The 15628-nt window shown below is 38.6% G+C and carries 13 protein-coding genes; all 13 read right to left on the bottom strand.

The features are described 5' to 3' along the window. Positions 1-47 precede the first annotated feature (47 nt). The 13 genes from PY364_RS01720 to PY364_RS01660 all read right to left on the bottom strand — a co-directional run bounded on the left by PY364_RS01720 (position 48) and on the right by PY364_RS01660 (position 15612). Entirely contained in the window at positions 48-1010 is a 963-nt protein-coding gene (locus PY364_RS01720) for a hypothetical protein (protein ID WP_275519922.1), read from the bottom strand. A 54-nt stretch (positions 1011-1064) separates the two neighbouring features. Beyond that, positions 1065-1580 (bottom strand): hypothetical protein, encoded by a 516-nt coding sequence (locus PY364_RS01715; protein WP_275519920.1) that lies wholly within the window; start codon positions 1578-1580, stop codon positions 1065-1067. Between the two features lie 22 nt (positions 1581-1602). Further along, positions 1603-3639, bottom strand: a complete 2037-nt coding sequence (locus PY364_RS01710; protein ID WP_275519918.1) for a hypothetical protein — start codon at positions 3637-3639, stop codon at positions 1603-1605. 5 nt (positions 3640-3644) lie between these two features. After that, positions 3645-6137, bottom strand: coding sequence for a baseplate J/gp47 family protein (locus tag PY364_RS01705; RefSeq protein WP_275519916.1), 2493 nt, complete (start codon positions 6135-6137; stop codon positions 3645-3647). 10 nt (positions 6138-6147) lie between these two features. Then, on the bottom strand, positions 6148-6588 hold the full coding sequence (locus tag PY364_RS01700; protein ID WP_275519914.1) for a DUF2634 domain-containing protein: 441 nt from the start codon (positions 6586-6588) through the stop codon (positions 6148-6150). 6 nt (positions 6589-6594) lie between these two features. Then, a complete protein-coding gene (locus PY364_RS01695) occupies positions 6595-7131 on the bottom strand; it encodes a hypothetical protein (protein ID WP_275519912.1) in 537 nt (178 codons plus the stop codon). Positions 7132-7173: 42 nt separating this feature from the next. Further along, complete coding sequence (locus PY364_RS01690; RefSeq protein ID WP_275519908.1) at positions 7174-8025, bottom strand: phage baseplate assembly protein V; 852 nt, start codon at positions 8023-8025, stop codon at positions 7174-7176. Then, a complete protein-coding gene (locus tag PY364_RS01685; protein WP_275519906.1) occupies positions 8025-8993 on the bottom strand; it encodes a contractile injection system protein, VgrG/Pvc8 family in 969 nt (322 codons plus the stop codon). Before PY364_RS01685 ends, PY364_RS01690 begins: the two co-directional genes overlap by 1 nt. A 10-nt stretch (positions 8994-9003) precedes the next feature. After that, positions 9004-12564, bottom strand: coding sequence for a hypothetical protein (locus tag PY364_RS01680; protein ID WP_275519905.1), 3561 nt, complete (start codon positions 12562-12564; stop codon positions 9004-9006). A gap of 69 nt (positions 12565-12633) precedes the next feature. After that, on the bottom strand, positions 12634-13218 hold the full coding sequence (locus PY364_RS01675) for a DNA circularization N-terminal domain-containing protein (protein ID WP_275519903.1): 585 nt from the start codon (positions 13216-13218) through the stop codon (positions 12634-12636). A gap of 2 nt (positions 13219-13220) precedes the next feature. Then, positions 13221-14426 (bottom strand): hypothetical protein, encoded by a 1206-nt coding sequence (locus PY364_RS01670; RefSeq protein WP_275519901.1) that lies wholly within the window; start codon positions 14424-14426, stop codon positions 13221-13223. A gap of 181 nt (positions 14427-14607) precedes the next feature. Continuing rightward, positions 14608-14949: a hypothetical protein gene (locus PY364_RS01665; protein ID WP_275519899.1), complete on the bottom strand. Its 342-nt coding sequence runs from the start codon at positions 14947-14949 to the stop codon at positions 14608-14610. A gap of 156 nt (positions 14950-15105) precedes the next feature. Beyond that, entirely contained in the window at positions 15106-15612 is a 507-nt protein-coding gene (locus tag PY364_RS01660) for a hypothetical protein (protein ID WP_275519897.1), read from the bottom strand. Positions 15613-15628 lie beyond the last annotated feature (16 nt).

Below are 15628 nucleotides of genomic sequence, written 5' to 3'. Positions count from 1 at the left end.
AATCTCCCAAATATTTGTTAATTATTTAAATTATTGTTGGTGATTATTTATAGTTTCATAATAAAAGCAAGCGCATAATAGGGCGGTCTATTTTCGTGAGGTTGATCGCCACCAGTCGGCATTATAGATCCGCAACTATATAAATTAGGTTCCCTCCAATAATTATCATCATCAGTGCTTCCGGCAGTTGCACGCCCATCTATCTTTAAAAGATAACCATAGGGACTCTCATAATGATTGTGATTTGGCATTTCATTAATTGTTAAGCGGTGAAATTCTTCACCTCCTGTATTGCTGATAGCATATTTATTGCCAGCGGCAACAATAAATCTATCTCTCAAATCTGGTGTACCATTTTGACCATTACAAAGCGCCCATCCTGTAGGAATTCGATCGCTTTGCCCTGACCACATCAAAATCATCCCTGCGACAACAGCACCTTCACCAATAAAAGCTGTCGCTACTATCGGATTATTGACCACCAATCTATTTGTAGAATGCCCCGATCTGATTGTACCAAAAATAGTAATAATATCTCCATCTTCATTACCAAGTTCGACATTTCCCTCCATCTTTTGAGTGTCTTTAGATATCACATTTCCTTCCACAGTAAGAGTGCCATAAATACGCAAATCTTTGGCTTTAAAATCTTGAGTTTCACGACCTTGAACTGCTGTATCTACATAAGTTTTGACCGCTTTTTGGGTAGGGACAATACTATCTGTATTAGCGCTAAGGCTATCATCACTAGAAAACTGATTGACAGCTACTCCCTCTGCCAACTTTAAAGCACCTTTAACTTCTAATTGCACGCTAGCAATAGCATTTGTCTCGACTGCTAATGCTGATTCAATCGTCAGCGGCCCCTCTAAAGAATCCCCTCCCTTCCGGTTAACTTTATCGCTTTCTAAGCGGACTGCTTCTTGCATCCCCGCATTCCAATCATCAGATAAAATTAGATCGCCTGGATTTTTATGTTCGGGAGCAAACTTGCCGTTATTAGTAGCCATTGTTTTGACCTCTGCTTAATTTTTGACTTCAACTAAAAAGATAAAGTATCCAATCTAAAAGATGATTTCCCAAACTAAAGTCAGCTTGAAATCTGCCGTTTTAGTAATGTTGGGAAAAACAACTCGATTGTACATAATCCCGCCTTCGGCGCTATTAAATAGTCCAGCTTCCGTCAAAGCTACAGGTTGATTGGGAGGTTCAGCAAAGTCTAAATCAACGCTCAATCTCACCTTACGATTTTTTTGAGTAATGACTCCGCTTTCAACTTTAACCGTGACTTCATCTGTATCGCTTAAGTCTCTGGATAGATCCAAGGCTTTAACTTCTTTGCGAAATACTTCTTGTTGTAAGGCGGTATCGCTAATGGGATTAACTGGACTATTGCCACTACCGATCGCGAGATAACGGATCGGCGCGATCTGTTGATTTAAAAACATTTTAGCAACTAAATCTCGCCCACTGTAAACAATGAAGTTATTAGCCTTAACTTCCTCGACAAGTTCTCCATTGGGATTGAATTGCTGGATAATTAATCTTCCTTTCATGTCCATTGCGTCAGCCATTTTCATAGTTTTTTCCTCACTTTAGTAGTTATTCAAAGCCATTGCCAGAGTCGAAGTCTGTGTAATCAAATATACCAGATATTAAGAACTTATCGGTCATCTCATGGTAATTCTCCTCAACAGTTGGAGGTGGAATAGATGAAAAGCGATCGCCCCAGTCAAATCTAGCATAGTCGAAAACGCCAGCGGTTAACAATTTATCGCTTAATTCATGCTTAATACCTTGAGGATAGGGAACTTTTAAGCCGATGAGATTAAATTTTTCTTCGGCAATGTGATTTTCCAGAAAAGGCGATCTTTCGACAGTTAACCGAACTTGTAAATCATGCTTCTCTTGGAAAATTTTCTCATAACTAATGATTGCCAAAACCCCGGCAGCTTTCACATGATTAATGATATTATCAATTTGGTGTCGCGGGTGATCGGCAGCTTCATCAAACTTATCACTATATCCCGGAATATCCCAAGGAATTGTCACCTCAAAAGTTCCCGGATTAAGTTTGTAAGTTCGCATCTCTAAATGAACGGCAACTTCGCCAAAACCCAAGGTACTAGAATTGAATTTTTGCTGGTCGAATAGGCCAACGGTTTCATTGAGAACAATTTCCGCTTCAAAACGCCATTGAGAGTTATCGATTGGTAATAAAGGCGTGCTACCTTTAACAGCAGCATTTTGTCCATTGAGTAAGATTTGATCGCGTTTAAATAACAACTTATCGCCAGATTTTGCCCTTCCCTGATAGCGGATTTCTTCTTTGGTATCGAGGCGCACTATCCGAAGATTATGCAACCATTCTACAGGTAAGTTTTGGGCAATCTCCAAAACAATTTCGATTTCCGATGGTTCGGGGTTAGAACTAGCAACTATAAACTCTTGAAATAACCTTAAAGGATAGCGATAAGCGAGTCTACCAAATGAAGTATTGGGAGGACGTAGCCACGTTATTTCTGGGGTAAATTCTTCGAGGCGAATTTGCTTTTTAGCGGCCAAAGCAGCATCAGAATCACCTAAAATCCCTAAGTTGGCGGCGACTAAATCTAGAATCCCTTGGCGATTGGCTGCACCTTGCCGCAAAATGGCGATTATCCCTTTAAGTCTTTCCCGATAAGGAACATAAATTTTTTCCAGTTCGTTAGGATAAGTCGCTTCTAACAGCAGCCGATTTTGGTTGATTAGCTTGGTAGAATCTGCGTCATCACCTTCACTATTATAAGCTTCTAAAAATCTATTGATTTCTTCAATTAAGGCTTTTTCAACTTCACCTTTTGAAGGAATATTGCTGGCCTCAATATATTCGGGATAAGCTGCTTCTAATAGTAGTCGGTGCAGTCGTTGGCGATTGTCGTGCGTAATTGGTGCAGCTATTAGTTGTTTGACGCTTTCTAGTAGGGGCAAAGTTTGAAAATAGGACTTGTTTTTTCCGTAAAGATATGGATTTTCAAGTTGCTGATTCAGAAGTGTTAATATTATTTCTTGCAGTTTTTGAGGAACTGTTTCGCTACCGTCGTAAAGTGTGAGTAACTGGTAGTCTTTAGGATCGATCTCAGTTTTAAGATAGCTACTAATGGGATCTTTCGCTACCAAAATAGCAATTGCTAACTGAGGCAAGTTTTTAAATGAATTAGCATCAAAATTAGCTCGATTTACTTGGTAGCATTTGAGCAAGTTTTGAGTTTGGGAACTAAATTGCTTTCGTAAATACTGGGATATTTCATCAGTATTTATTTCCAAAGTGCTAAGGAAGCTATCAACATTTTTGATCGAACCGAGGGTAAAGCGATCGCTAACCTGAATCAGTTGAGATGTACCGCCCAAGGCTTCTAAATAGAGCGTAAAAATTTTATCTAAATCGCCTTTGCGCGTACCAATAAAACCTTGAGAATCTTCATTCGTTGCCGTATTGACATAATGGGCTCGCATCACTGCCATTAAGTCGGTTTCTGCTTGTTCGATGATGTAACCAAAAACATCTAAAAATTGATACAACAAACTCTCAACATTTTTGGTGTCGTAAAAGTGAGGTAAACGACTGGCAATATTGAGTGTTTTACCGAGTTTTTCCATGACTATTAACCTCCGATAATTTCTACGATAATTTGTAAATTCTCTCCGCTAATGTTGAGAGGTTGCAGTTGGGCGCGTTCCACAATCCGAATCGGCATATCCTGGGTAAAAGTTGTTTCTTCTACCTTAAGTTCCAAAATATCTAAATTATATTCTGCCCCCCGCAGAAAAATACGGGTAACATCAATGAGTTGTGTTTTGTTGTCGCCGGAAGTAATCAAGGTTTGCAGGGTAGCCAGGGAAATATTGTTCGCGCGATCGCGAATTAAGGATTGGAAGTTAGTTCGCAATTGTTCGTAGTTGATATCTTCTCCCGTATCTAAACTTAGTAATTTTTCGGTTAAAGTGGGAGTAAACAGGCTGGTTAATGTTGTAGTCATGGCAGCTTTTAAATCATCAGACTTGATATTTTCTGGTAGCAATCCAGTAGCATTGAGTCTGAGGTGTAGCTTGCTAATAGATATCTCCACTAGCTTAACATCGCTATCGATGGCAAAATCAGGGGCTAATTGGGTTTTCTCAAAGGGTTCTACCCGAATTTCTGCTTTGTCAATATCAAGGCGATCGCGGGCATTCTCTAAGTTTAATACCTGAAAATCTGAGACCTTCCAATTAACATCAAGAACTGAATCAACTTTACGCACTTGATTGATTATTTGTTCGATTTTGATATTCTCTTCCTCTTCTAGACGATCGAGATAATCAACTACTTGTTGTCTGACTCGTATTAATACTTTATCTTTGTCTTCGCGGGTAATAGCTGCTGGTAATGTCAGTTTAATAGCACCAGTAATAGTCAGGAAGCTAGAGTAAATAAAGACTTTTCCTAGTTGTCCTTTTTCGACAAAGCTAACTGTTACTTCCTCGCGATTAAAACTCATCCCCGAATTCTTCCACAAATGAGGATTTAGTTGCACTTGTACTTCAGCATTGAGTTGAGTTTTAATCGCATTTGCGGTAATACTTTCACCAACTTGAAGCCGTTGGAAATATTCTTTGAGTAATTGCAACAGAGTTTTATAGGTGTCTGGGGTTAAACTTGTCGCTTGCACTTGCAGATCTACAATTAAAGGTTTAGTTTCTGAAGCAACGCGGATCGACTGAGAAGCAAACTTTTCAAGGATATCTGCATCTAATCTTTTAATAGTGGATGGATAGGAGTTAATTTCTGGTTTGTCCCCTATTTGGCGCGTCGTTGTCAGGGTAAAGTCTAATAAATCGCTGACATTTTGGCAGTCTAAAATTTTGCGAGTGAGTTGGGAAATTAATAGAGGTTGTCCCATTTGCTGAGTTTTTAGATAGCTGGCGATCGCCTTTTCTACCTGTTCTTCGATTTCTATCCTTTCCGCTGAGGAGAAACGCAAATTTGACTTTAATTCAATGCGGAAAACACCATCTATTCCAATCCTATTTGCTGGTTTTAAGATTGCATAAATACCAGCCGCCCTTACTCGTTCAATCTCCTGTTTAATTTGGCTGACTTTATTGGTATCTTTAAAATCTATACCGTCCACAAATACTTCAATAATACCAAACTCTCGTAACTCAATTGGTTCAGTATTACTAACATTCAAATTCCTATCATTAATTCGTAATGGTTCCCACTCAGCACTATAGCCTTGGTTTAATTCTCCTGCTTTTCCCGGTGTTAATGCTTGGACATTCACCTCCGCTATCTTATCTGTAAAAGTGATAGTTTCTGTTGTGGCAAATTTTGCGGTGGTGGTTTCCAAAACAATTGTTAATTCTGTTTTTCTAGGAATTGTAATCTCTGAAACTTCATTGTCAATTGATAGTTTTACTTTCCCTTTGGCAAATTGAAAATTCTCTCGCACCTTAACTTCTCTAACTCCAGGCAAACTTAAAAGGGCATTTTCAATGGATGTAGTATTAGCATTACTAGCCGCAAGCAAAGTTTTTTTCGCCCGTTCCCGCAGTTGTTCGTCTGTCTCTCGTAGCTTACCAGTAAATACAATTGCTTCGGGATTATTAACTACTTTTACCCCTGGTATCGGTTGGGGCATAATCGTTATAGTTTCAGCTTTTGTAACTTCTGTTTCTCCGGGTTGTATTGCTTGTACCCGCACTGTTATTGAGGTTTCAGTAGGGGGAATAACTTGCAATTCAATAGTTTTATAAGCTTTTTTCGGTGAATCTTCCGTATCTTCTGTCGTTACTAAAGTTCCTAAAGGAATCGTGATATTTTCATCCAATCCTAAATCTCGCTCGAAACTAACTATCCCAGTAGCATAATCGGGTTCGCCGCGCTTAATCCCCAAAACTGCTACCACTTTGTCTAAATCGAATTCTTCGGCGGTATCTACATACGCAGATAAGTAAACCCGCTGCATTTGTTCGTACAAAATTGCCATTTCATAAGCGAAGGATTCGTACAGACTGCGAACCACACTTCCGGTTTGAAAGTCGCTGAGGTTGGAGGCGGTGCGATCGCGCATTGCCTCAAATATTTGGGTAAAATTCTTCTGTTCAAAAGCCATAAGAAAAAAATTAATTGGCAACTATCGATAAATTCACTGTCACTACCGTATCTAAACCTAGAACTTTCACCATTATTTTGGCTTTTAAAGTGTTAGGTTCTTTCAATCGAGAGGGCGGTTCAAAGGAAACATCAATCACCTCTTCAACTCGAGGTTCTTCCTGCAAACATTCACGGATATAAATATTTGCCAAACCTTGCGTTTTGATGTTGTTTAGTTCACCTACTAACAGATATAAACGCGAACCATAATCTGGATGTCCTAAATCAGCTAGTTCTCCTTGGCGGGTATGAAGTCGATTTAAAATCGCTTGATTCAGATTATCTATTTCCGTAACTGTAGTTAAGTCGCGATTTTTGTCTTGTAAATCTATGCTTTGCCAATCTGCGATCGCTTCCCCAGAGTAGCGGCGAGTTAGCTTTAAATCGAATTGTTGTAAATCCTCAGCCATAAGTTATCACGATTTTTTGATTTGTTCAATCGTTGCCTTAGAAAACGTTACATCTGCTTGGCTCAGATCGACTTTTCCGGTAATTTTTACATCTCCAGTAATCGCTAAATTACCAGAAATTTGTATGGGTTTATCGTTCTGACTCGATAACTGAATTTCACCATCGGCAATTCTGATAATAGTACCACCATAGCTAACCACGATCGCTCGATCTGTCACCTCAATTATTTTCTTCCCATCAGTTTCAACTGTAAACTTACCCTTAGCAACGATCTGATTTTCCGTCACCAAAGAAATGCCTTCCTTCTCATCCAAACAAATCATGGCATGACCGGATTTTTTACTAGGCTTATCATCGGGACAAGTTCCATCAGTTCCCTCACACCAGCCATTAGCATGAGGTTTTTCGATCCTGCTTGGCATATCATTGGGACAGATGAAAATCTTTAAATATAAAGGATCGGCATCTTTGTTTTCCTCAATTGGTTGTTGGGGATTGCCTGTATAAACATAATCGCTATTAGCACCTTTGATTCTAACCATAATGAGTTTGGAAAGTAATAATTTTGCTACAAAACTTAATTGTTATCCTACCTTAGTATTTCTTGCCTTGGCTTGAATAGAATTAATTTTTTCTGTAGGTACCATGATCGGACAAGGCGCACCTAAATTGCCAACGTGAGTGTGCATACTGAGGATAACATCATCATTGTCACCCACAGCATTTGCTACTACTCTACCACCAACTTGGATGGAACCTGTAGCTGCATCGCCAATTTTAATACTGCCCATACTTTTGACAGTGATATTGTTACTAGCAGCATCAATAGTAATGCCACCCGCCTCAATTTTAATTTTGCACGTGCCATTATCAATGGTAATGTCACCACCACTCAAGACCACTTTACATTTTTCATTTTTGAGCGTAGCATCTCCTCCCTCTAAAGTCAAATGGCATTTTTCATTAGTAATATCAACTTTATCGTCATTAACAGTAATAATTTGCTTTTCATTTTTACTGGTGACGGTAATTGCTCCCTCGCCATCAATTTTTAAACTGCCCCCCTTTTCGCGATCGTGTTGCAGTAAAAATTCCTTTTCTTTGTTAACTGGCGGTTGGTCTTCATCATTATACAAACGTCCAATAATTATCGGTGCATTAATATCACCCCCAATAAAAGTTACTAATACTAAATCCCCCACATTGGGAATATTAGCAAGTCCAATATGGGGCGTAATTACTGGCACTTTTCTTAGTTCAAAATCTTTGCCATTTGGTTGCTTTTTGTTTTTTAACTTGACCGAACATTGGTAATTATCTTTATCGCTATCGGCAGCATGGGGAAATATTCCCGTAACGATGCCAAGTTCGGTAGTGTAAATTTTCTGTGCTTCTTGCTGGGCAACTTTTTGCATTACCCCAATAATTGAATCCATTATTTTTTCTCCCAATATATTGTAGTTAAAAAACCATTACGGCGGTTGATAGTATGCCTAACTCCAGTTACTTTAAAAGTACCATTTTGTTTGCTAATCGGCATTTTTGTGATTTGAATAGCCTCGCCTAATTTAACATTAGCAGTACCAATTACTGCAATCTGTCCGTGTTGCTTTTGTTGCAGATGAGTTAACATTCCCCGTGCAATGTTTTGAGCAACAGCTTGGCTACGTGCAGTAGGATCTGCCAGTCGCAAAACGTTTTTACCAGAACCTGCTGTAGCTTTGACTTCTTTTTTTGTCAACCAAGAATAAGCTTGATTTCCTTGTCCTTGACTGGCGGGACTTTCTCCATAAATCTCGATTTTGTCGATGCCTGTTTGGGGTTGTTCCGATTGGTATTTGAGGATATTTTCCCCGTAGGTAAAAGTATGAGTATTAGCAGGACTATATTGAGCAAATATCGCGCGATCGCGCTCGTTGGCATACATATCAAAACCGCACTGTTGGGCTAAATTTTGCAAGCGATCGCTAGCCGTTTCGCGATCGCCTACTGCATAGACAGCAAACTCGATCCCATTCTCAACTTTGCCAACAGTTAAATTTGCTTGTTTGAGAATATCTTTGACAATATCCCCTGCATGAGATTTTTCATAAACCCGATTTATTCGCAGCAAAGTTAACTCAGTCAAAGTGCTAGCAGCTTCAATATTAATGCGATCGATTTCCCAATCCACCCGCATCACTCGCCCTGTAAAAACCAAGCTTGTTTGGCGATCGTAACCGATTTCTACCGATATCGGATCTTTAGGAGCAACTTGCACGTTTTTCGGAATGCCTAAAACGATTTGGCAAGTGTTAACTGGAACCTGTAAAGATGATTGCGATCGCAGATCCAGTAACAGCGTTTTATCGTTAGCTGTATAGATGGTACTGCCGATTTTGATTTTGTAATTAATCTTCAACATCGAAATCCCCCTATACAGGTATAGCATTTAATAAGCGATCGAACGCTTCCGCCACATCTTCTAAACCAATATCTAGTTCGCTTTGTAATTGTTTCAGCCGCGCCTTTAATCCTTTAAACAAATTATTGACTGCATCGCGCAATGCTTGAGTTTTCTTAACAATCTTTTCCTGATATTGACCATCTAAGGCACTCCCAACAGCCGACAAAATATCATTTAGTAATTTGACAAGGTTCGCGTGCAATTTATCCAATTCATCGACAATTTTTTGTGGATAAATCTGTGCTAATTGGCTCTGGAGATAAGGGAAAATTGACTCAACATTCATTACTAATTCACCGCTATAATTCGATTCAATTAACACGCGGTTGAAGTGGACAATATTATTCCGATAGTCGCCTTGAGATAATTTTTGTGCTTCTGCTGACAGCGACACATCCTTAAATCTTTCTGGTGTATATAGGTTTTCATCTAGCAGTAAGCGATTTAAGTCTCGAATTACTGCTGTTTTCGTCCCTGGCGAATTAATAGCTAGTAAAGATTGAGTATTTGCAGTCAGTTGGGATTTGATATAGGCACTAACACTGTCGTTAGATTCCTGTAGTTTTGTGAGCAAGTTATCAAACTTGATAAAATCGCTGTCCTCAAAACTATTTAACAATCGGTGAGGGCTGAGCGATCGCACCGTCGAAACAACGTTATTATAGGTTTCTTGCAATGCCGTCACCACTTCCCCAACCAGACTATTAACGACAGCTTTAACTGCATTAATCGCATCGCGAATTTGATTACCTAAACTGGTAGCAACATTGCTTAAAATTGCCGCCAACCTTCCCGGTGCTTCTTGCAATTTCTGAATCACCAATTTAATATCACCCAACACGGAACGAGGTTGTGCTAGCAAGCTATCTAAAGAATTAAGCAGGTTTTTTATGGGATTAATTAGTTGTCGATCCAATTCTACGGGTAAGGCTTGTTTAAAGCTGGAAATAATCAGCTCCGAGTTAAAAGTTTTAATCAATTCGCTGCGATCGGATTTAGCAGGTTTGAGGCGATCGATATTTTCTCTGAGTAATTGCTCCACATTTTCGTAAACCGACTGGGGATTGGTAGCACTAAAATTGTCATACAGCTTTTGTAAGCGATCGCGCAAATCTTGATATTCAACCGCCAGCTCAGGTTGAGGATTAAATTGAGTTAAAGCCAGCTTCTTTTCTTCCCATCGCTCCTGCACAGCTATAATTACAGGATTGTACTCGCTTATAATTCCTTGTAAACTGCTCAAATCAAAACCGATATTGGGTCTTTTCTGAGTTTCTACATAATCTATAATTGCCTGTTCTAATCCTCCTACGGATATGGTTAACTGCTCTGTATTAATAGCATTAACTCGCTCTACCACGCGATCGCGCAAGCCTTCAATTTGCTTAATTTTATCAGCAAAACTATAGCTCAAAATGTTTTCTAATGTCACCCAAAAATCCGATTTTAAGACATCCGTTAATCCCACACTCGCCATCAGCTTATCTACTCGATCCAATCCCTGATTCACTTTTTCCACCAAAGCTTCTACCGGAATATTATCCAAAGTTGTATTCACCGTTTGCAACTGCTGATTTAGAAATTCAGTAATCGTAGTCGGCGACAGAGATTCAATTATTTGAACCAGATTTTGATAAAGTTCTTCTAACTTATCAATTAACTGCTGAGGGTCAATCGCATCCAACTTACCCAGCATTTCATAATAAAAATCCTTAACTGGTTGCAGCAAAATTGAAGGTTTGTACTCATTGAGTTTAACTACCACCGGATCTAAATACGGCTTAATAAATTCTTCAATTAAACTTCCCGGCTTAAATGATTGAATCTGAGCATCAATCTTTTGAAATTCACCTTCAATTAACCCCACTATACCTTCAATTGGTTCCAAAATTTCTGCAAAAGCTAATTTTAATTCTGGATTCACAATTCCTGGCACATCTACCTGCTTAATAATTGTCGTCCCCACTTTCAAAGCAGTTTTGGTTGGGGTACTGAGTTTAGTAGTATCAATCCCTCGCAACTTTGTTTCTAAATCGCCACTTTTATCTACTACCGCCTGAAATGCTGGCTTCAGCGATACTTTTTCCAAGTTATCAGTAATCAGTTTTAATCCGTTTTCTGCTTCTTTTAAACCATTATTGACCTGGGGACTATCTAAAACTTGAGCAACTTTATCCAGCAATTGATTGATTTTTAACTCTAAAGCTTGACGATTTAGATTCGTTTCAATTTTGCTATTCACTCCTCCGATAGCACTTCTTACTTGCTCAGTTGTTTTATGAATTTCTCCAGAAATTCGATCGATGTTACCGACAATAAATGTTGAAGCTTGATTGCAACCCTGCTTTAGCGGTTTAACCAACTCTGTAGATTCAGCGCAAACTTTGTCAATAAATTCTTTAATTTCTCGGATAGCATCAGAAAGAAAATCTTTGATTTTAATTAAAACTTCCTTACCTTTATCTATCCCTTGAGCAATTGCTGTAGTCGCTTTTCTAGCCAATTCCTCAGCCTTGTTAATTGCCGTATCAATCAGTTGCGGTATTTTTTTGGTAAACTCTCGCAGTTTAGCCGTAATATCTGCAACTTTTTGATTGATACTATCAAGATAACTTTGAATTTGATTAAATAATGGCAGTAACGAAAGGCTACTTTCGTCACTTTCTGCCACTTGCGAAAGTTGTTCTAAAGCAGCATTAAAACTTTCTATTGTGAAACTACTTAAATTAGCGATCGCTCTTTGATTTTTGCGATCTATCTCCTCAATATTCCGAGAAATTACTCTGATTTTTTGACGTAACTCCTTAGTCAACAATTGGTCTAACTTGCTTGGATCTGACAACTGGTTGAGAATTTCTTGATATTCAACTAGATACTGGCGGCGCAGATTAATATTAGCTTCAATGCTCTTAATTGCTTCCGAAGGCAGTTGTTGAGTTAACGAGACAATTTGATTATTAAAAATGCTAGTTAAACTATCCGCGCCCAGTTGACTCAGTAATTCATCAGGATTAGATAGTTTTTCAAGTAATTTCTGAAACACCTTTAACAAAGCATTAAATGTCCGCACTGGCAACATTTCCGCCTTACTGAGAAATTCGTTAAACTCACCAAATATTGAGTTAGCAGCAGGAGGCAAATTTCCAATACTAAAGTTAAAACTCAAATCTTTAGTTAAACTAGATAGAGTTGATTTAACCTCAACCACCAAGTCCAAATCTTTGAAAGTATCAGCACTGGGAAGCGGAATAGCTGCTGATAAAGTTTCCAGATTCAGAGTTGTTAGTTGATTGAATTTCTCAGTTATTTCTGCCTTCAGTTCATTTGCAGATAAAGGTACTGATGAAATTTTGCTTTCGATATTGCTTAAATCTAAATGCGGTAGATTTAACTTATTTTTAAATTCATCAAAATCTGGTAATTGGGGCGTAACTTTTCCCAGAATAGTTTCTGGCTGACTAAGTTGATTTGTGAAATCAGCAAATGCAACTTTAGGATTTATCGCTTCTAAATTTTCTGTCAGTGTCATAAGTTTAATTGCTCCATCAAGGTTAAATATGGAATGTATAAATTCAAGCTAAACAATCATAAATCAGCACTAAATTTTAAAAAGTGCTTTCAATCCAGCCGTCGCTTTATCCAAGTCTTTAGTTGCTTCTTTGACAGGCTCTAAGGAAGTTTTTAAAGGTTCTATGGGGTTAGTAATTTCTGGCAAATTCCCCATCTGCAAAGCATCACTTAAACTAGCGACATTCATCAGTGTAGCAGACTCAAGTTTGATTTTTAGATCTAACTTAGAAACTCCTGGGGATGCACTGGGTTTAGGAGGCTCAATATACTCCGCAACAATCAGCCGATAGCTAAATTCATCTGGCGATCGCGCCACCTGCAAAACTTCAATTTTTTCTAATACAACTTTGCTAAAATATGATTGACCGACTATTTCCGCTACAAAATCAACAGCCGTTCGCTCTTTGTAGATTTTTCGTAGAAATTCTAAACCCTCTCCTGCATTTTGTCCATAAAAAATTCCGTTAATTTCCAATTGTACAGAATCTCGACCCAAATCTTGCACGAGATTTCCCAATTTACCGGGAATCCGATGACTCACCCAATCAGCTTGTTCTAGGGTGACAATTTTATGCACTCTATTCAGCTCAATTTGTCCTAATTTAATAGCCATAATTACTCTCCATAAAATCGGCGATATTCTCGACTAATTTCTTGGGCGATCGCTGATACAATCGTCTCCATATCCAGTTCTGGAATGCGATCGCTACTCATCGGTATAAATTCTATCCCTGCTTCTACATCTTGACGGTAATTGGATAATGTTGTAATTCTTTCCTCCCTAATTTCTTGCTTACCTAACTCAGAAAAACCAGAATTTTGTTCTGATTTTTCTGAGAAACTTACCACATTCCCTATCTGCTGTCTCTCAGATTTTAACCCAGATACAACCTCCTCTGCAAACTGCGACATTTTAGAATTAATTGTCTCCATAAACTTACCTTTATTTGCTGGTGGCTTGTCCGATGTAACATCATCAATTATATGTTCTTGATTAGGTTGAGCTGCCAAAAAATTAGCCAGGTCTTTAAAGCCTTTAATCGAATTCGAGTTAGTACCTAAATCTTCCTGAATATCCCTATGGTTTCTTCCTGCTTGTGATAACTCCTTCCCTTCACTATTACCATTCAAATTCTCAATATTGACATCAATATTTTGCCATTCAGGACGGAGATAACTAGCAGATTTATCAACTGGCAAAACTTCAGCAAAAGTCGATAATTCAGAATCAAACTGAACCGAACTAGGTTGAAGATGAGCAAATTCTGTGTCAACTTGATTAGGTAAAGAAACTTCTCCTATATCTGCTGATGAATTGCCAAACATCGGTTTGAGGCTCTGCGATGCAACTCTAGGTTCAATTTGCGGTGTTGATGAAAAATCCGCCATAGAATCACTCTGATTTTGAATTATCGGTCTTATAGGGAAAAATGAAGAATCTGTGTAACTAGATTTAGCGCTCGCACTAGAAACTGGTGCATCAGCATCAACTAAAAACTCGTATCTTTTCCCAGTTTCTAAATATGGACGAATTACTCCACGAATATCAGATGTTTTTTTCTCCTCAACATTGACAGAGCGATCGCTAACCAAATCAGAAGGAATAAACCCTAAAGTCAGCGATTTTTTCCACGTTTCTGCTTCATCGATCGCCTCCTCTACTTGAGCAGTTACTTGTAATAAATTATCAACTTCTTGCCAATATTCTGTACAGAAAATACCATCAGCTAACCATCTACTTGTATAGTTTTGCACCAAAGCCTCAAAGTCTTTCTTGAGACTGATGCCAATATCTATTAAACTCCTGTAATCTGTCTCCACTTCTCCCATCCCCTTATTAAGTATTAACTCTTGTCTTATTTTTCTTGTCCCCCCCGCTTCTCCTCATCTAAAAGTTGTAAATAGATCGACACCTGCGCCATAGTCATCGATCGCACCTGTTGAGGAGTCCAACCAAAAGCCCGCGCTAACCGATAGCTAGCTAAAACCAGTGGTGAATCACTTAACTCGAACTCATTTTTTTTTCCGACAGTCCACTAATTTGCCGAATTTGAGCAATTAAAAAATTAACTAGCCCTATATTCATACCTTTAACTTCCTCTAACGAAAGAGTTGGTTGCACTAAAGATTCTTTAATCATCAACAAAGGAATCAACACAGGATCGTTTTTGGCAGCTTTCATAATCAACCCAAAAGTACCAATCGTTAGCGGACGTAATTGCACTACTAACTCCCCATCAACTTTAGTGCTTCTTCTGGCAGGTTGCAATACCTCTGGTGGAATTGCCACATCAAAAATAATTTCTGAGCCACCAAGCAGTTCTTCCGGTGTGAAAAATGGCATAATTGAGAGGATAAGATAGAAAAATCTGGAGATATAGCAATCCTATTTTAGTCCTAAAAAAATCATTTAAGATAACTATATTTGCTCCAAATTGTGAGCTTGAGCTTAACTGACCTATTATAAAAATTGTGTAATAGGTCAGATATTAACCAATTATCAACCCGTTTCCTCAGAACTAATTCGTAAAGCTTTGAATGTCGCTCCTTCCATGACAAAATCATCTTCAGGCAAAGCAAAACTCCAGCTCTCAAACTTAACACCAAATACTGTTAGCGTACTGCTGTTATCGGGTAAAGATGGATTTTTGAGTGAGATAACAATATTAAAAGAAGGCTGAGGAATCGATCCATTTGGAGGAGGACTTTTAGCGCCATCACCTAGTAGCAACCGCAACAAAGCTCCATTTATATGCGCTCGCTCTATCGAACCAGAAACGCTAATATTACCTGGGCGTAATTCCGTAGCAAAGCTCTTTCCTAATTCGTGATAGGCTCGTAATTCGTTTTCTACCTTAACCTGGACATTTTGTAAGCGTCCCACCATATTAGAAAATTCGTAATCACCGATCAGAGCCTCTGCTAATTTCCCCTCAACTGATTCTTTATTATCTACCGCTAAAACCAACGAAGCATCGGAACCTCTAAAAACATTTACATTCGGCATAATTTCCTCCTAATAA

The sequence above is a fragment of the Kamptonema sp. UHCC 0994 genome (assembly GCF_029167235.1).
GTDB lineage: Bacteria > Cyanobacteriota > Cyanobacteriia > Cyanobacteriales > Microcoleaceae > Kamptonema.
Note: the sequence above shows the minus strand (reverse complement) of the source record. Positions and strands in the feature narration are given on the sequence as shown.

Coding starts and splice junctions, on each gene's coding strand:
- PY364_RS01695 (WP_275519912.1), bottom strand. CDS start 7,131: ATGGTTAGAATCAAAGGTGCTAATAGCGATTATGTTTATACAGGCAAT.
- PY364_RS01685 (WP_275519906.1), bottom strand. CDS start 8,993: ATGTTGAAGATTAATTACAAAATCAAAATCGGCAGTACCATCTATACA.
- PY364_RS01715 (WP_275519920.1), bottom strand. CDS start 1,580: ATGAAAATGGCTGACGCAATGGACATGAAAGGAAGATTAATTATCCAG.
- PY364_RS01665 (WP_275519899.1), bottom strand. CDS start 14,949: ATGCCATTTTTCACACCGGAAGAACTGCTTGGTGGCTCAGAAATTATT.
- PY364_RS01660 (WP_275519897.1), bottom strand. CDS start 15,612: ATGCCGAATGTAAATGTTTTTAGAGGTTCCGATGCTTCGTTGGTTTTA.
- PY364_RS01705 (WP_275519916.1), bottom strand. CDS start 6,137: ATGGCTTTTGAACAGAAGAATTTTACCCAAATATTTGAGGCAATGCGC.
- PY364_RS01720 (WP_275519922.1), bottom strand. CDS start 1,010: ATGGCTACTAATAACGGCAAGTTTGCTCCCGAACATAAAAATCCAGGC.
- PY364_RS01690 (WP_275519908.1), bottom strand. CDS start 8,025: ATGGATTCAATTATTGGGGTAATGCAAAAAGTTGCCCAGCAAGAAGCA.
- PY364_RS01680 (WP_275519905.1), bottom strand. CDS start 12,564: ATGACACTGACAGAAAATTTAGAAGCGATAAATCCTAAAGTTGCATTT.
- PY364_RS01675 (WP_275519903.1), bottom strand. CDS start 13,218: ATGGCTATTAAATTAGGACAAATTGAGCTGAATAGAGTGCATAAAATT.
- PY364_RS01710 (WP_275519918.1), bottom strand. CDS start 3,639: ATGGAAAAACTCGGTAAAACACTCAATATTGCCAGTCGTTTACCTCAC.
- PY364_RS01700 (WP_275519914.1), bottom strand. CDS start 6,588: ATGGCTGAGGATTTACAACAATTCGATTTAAAGCTAACTCGCCGCTAC.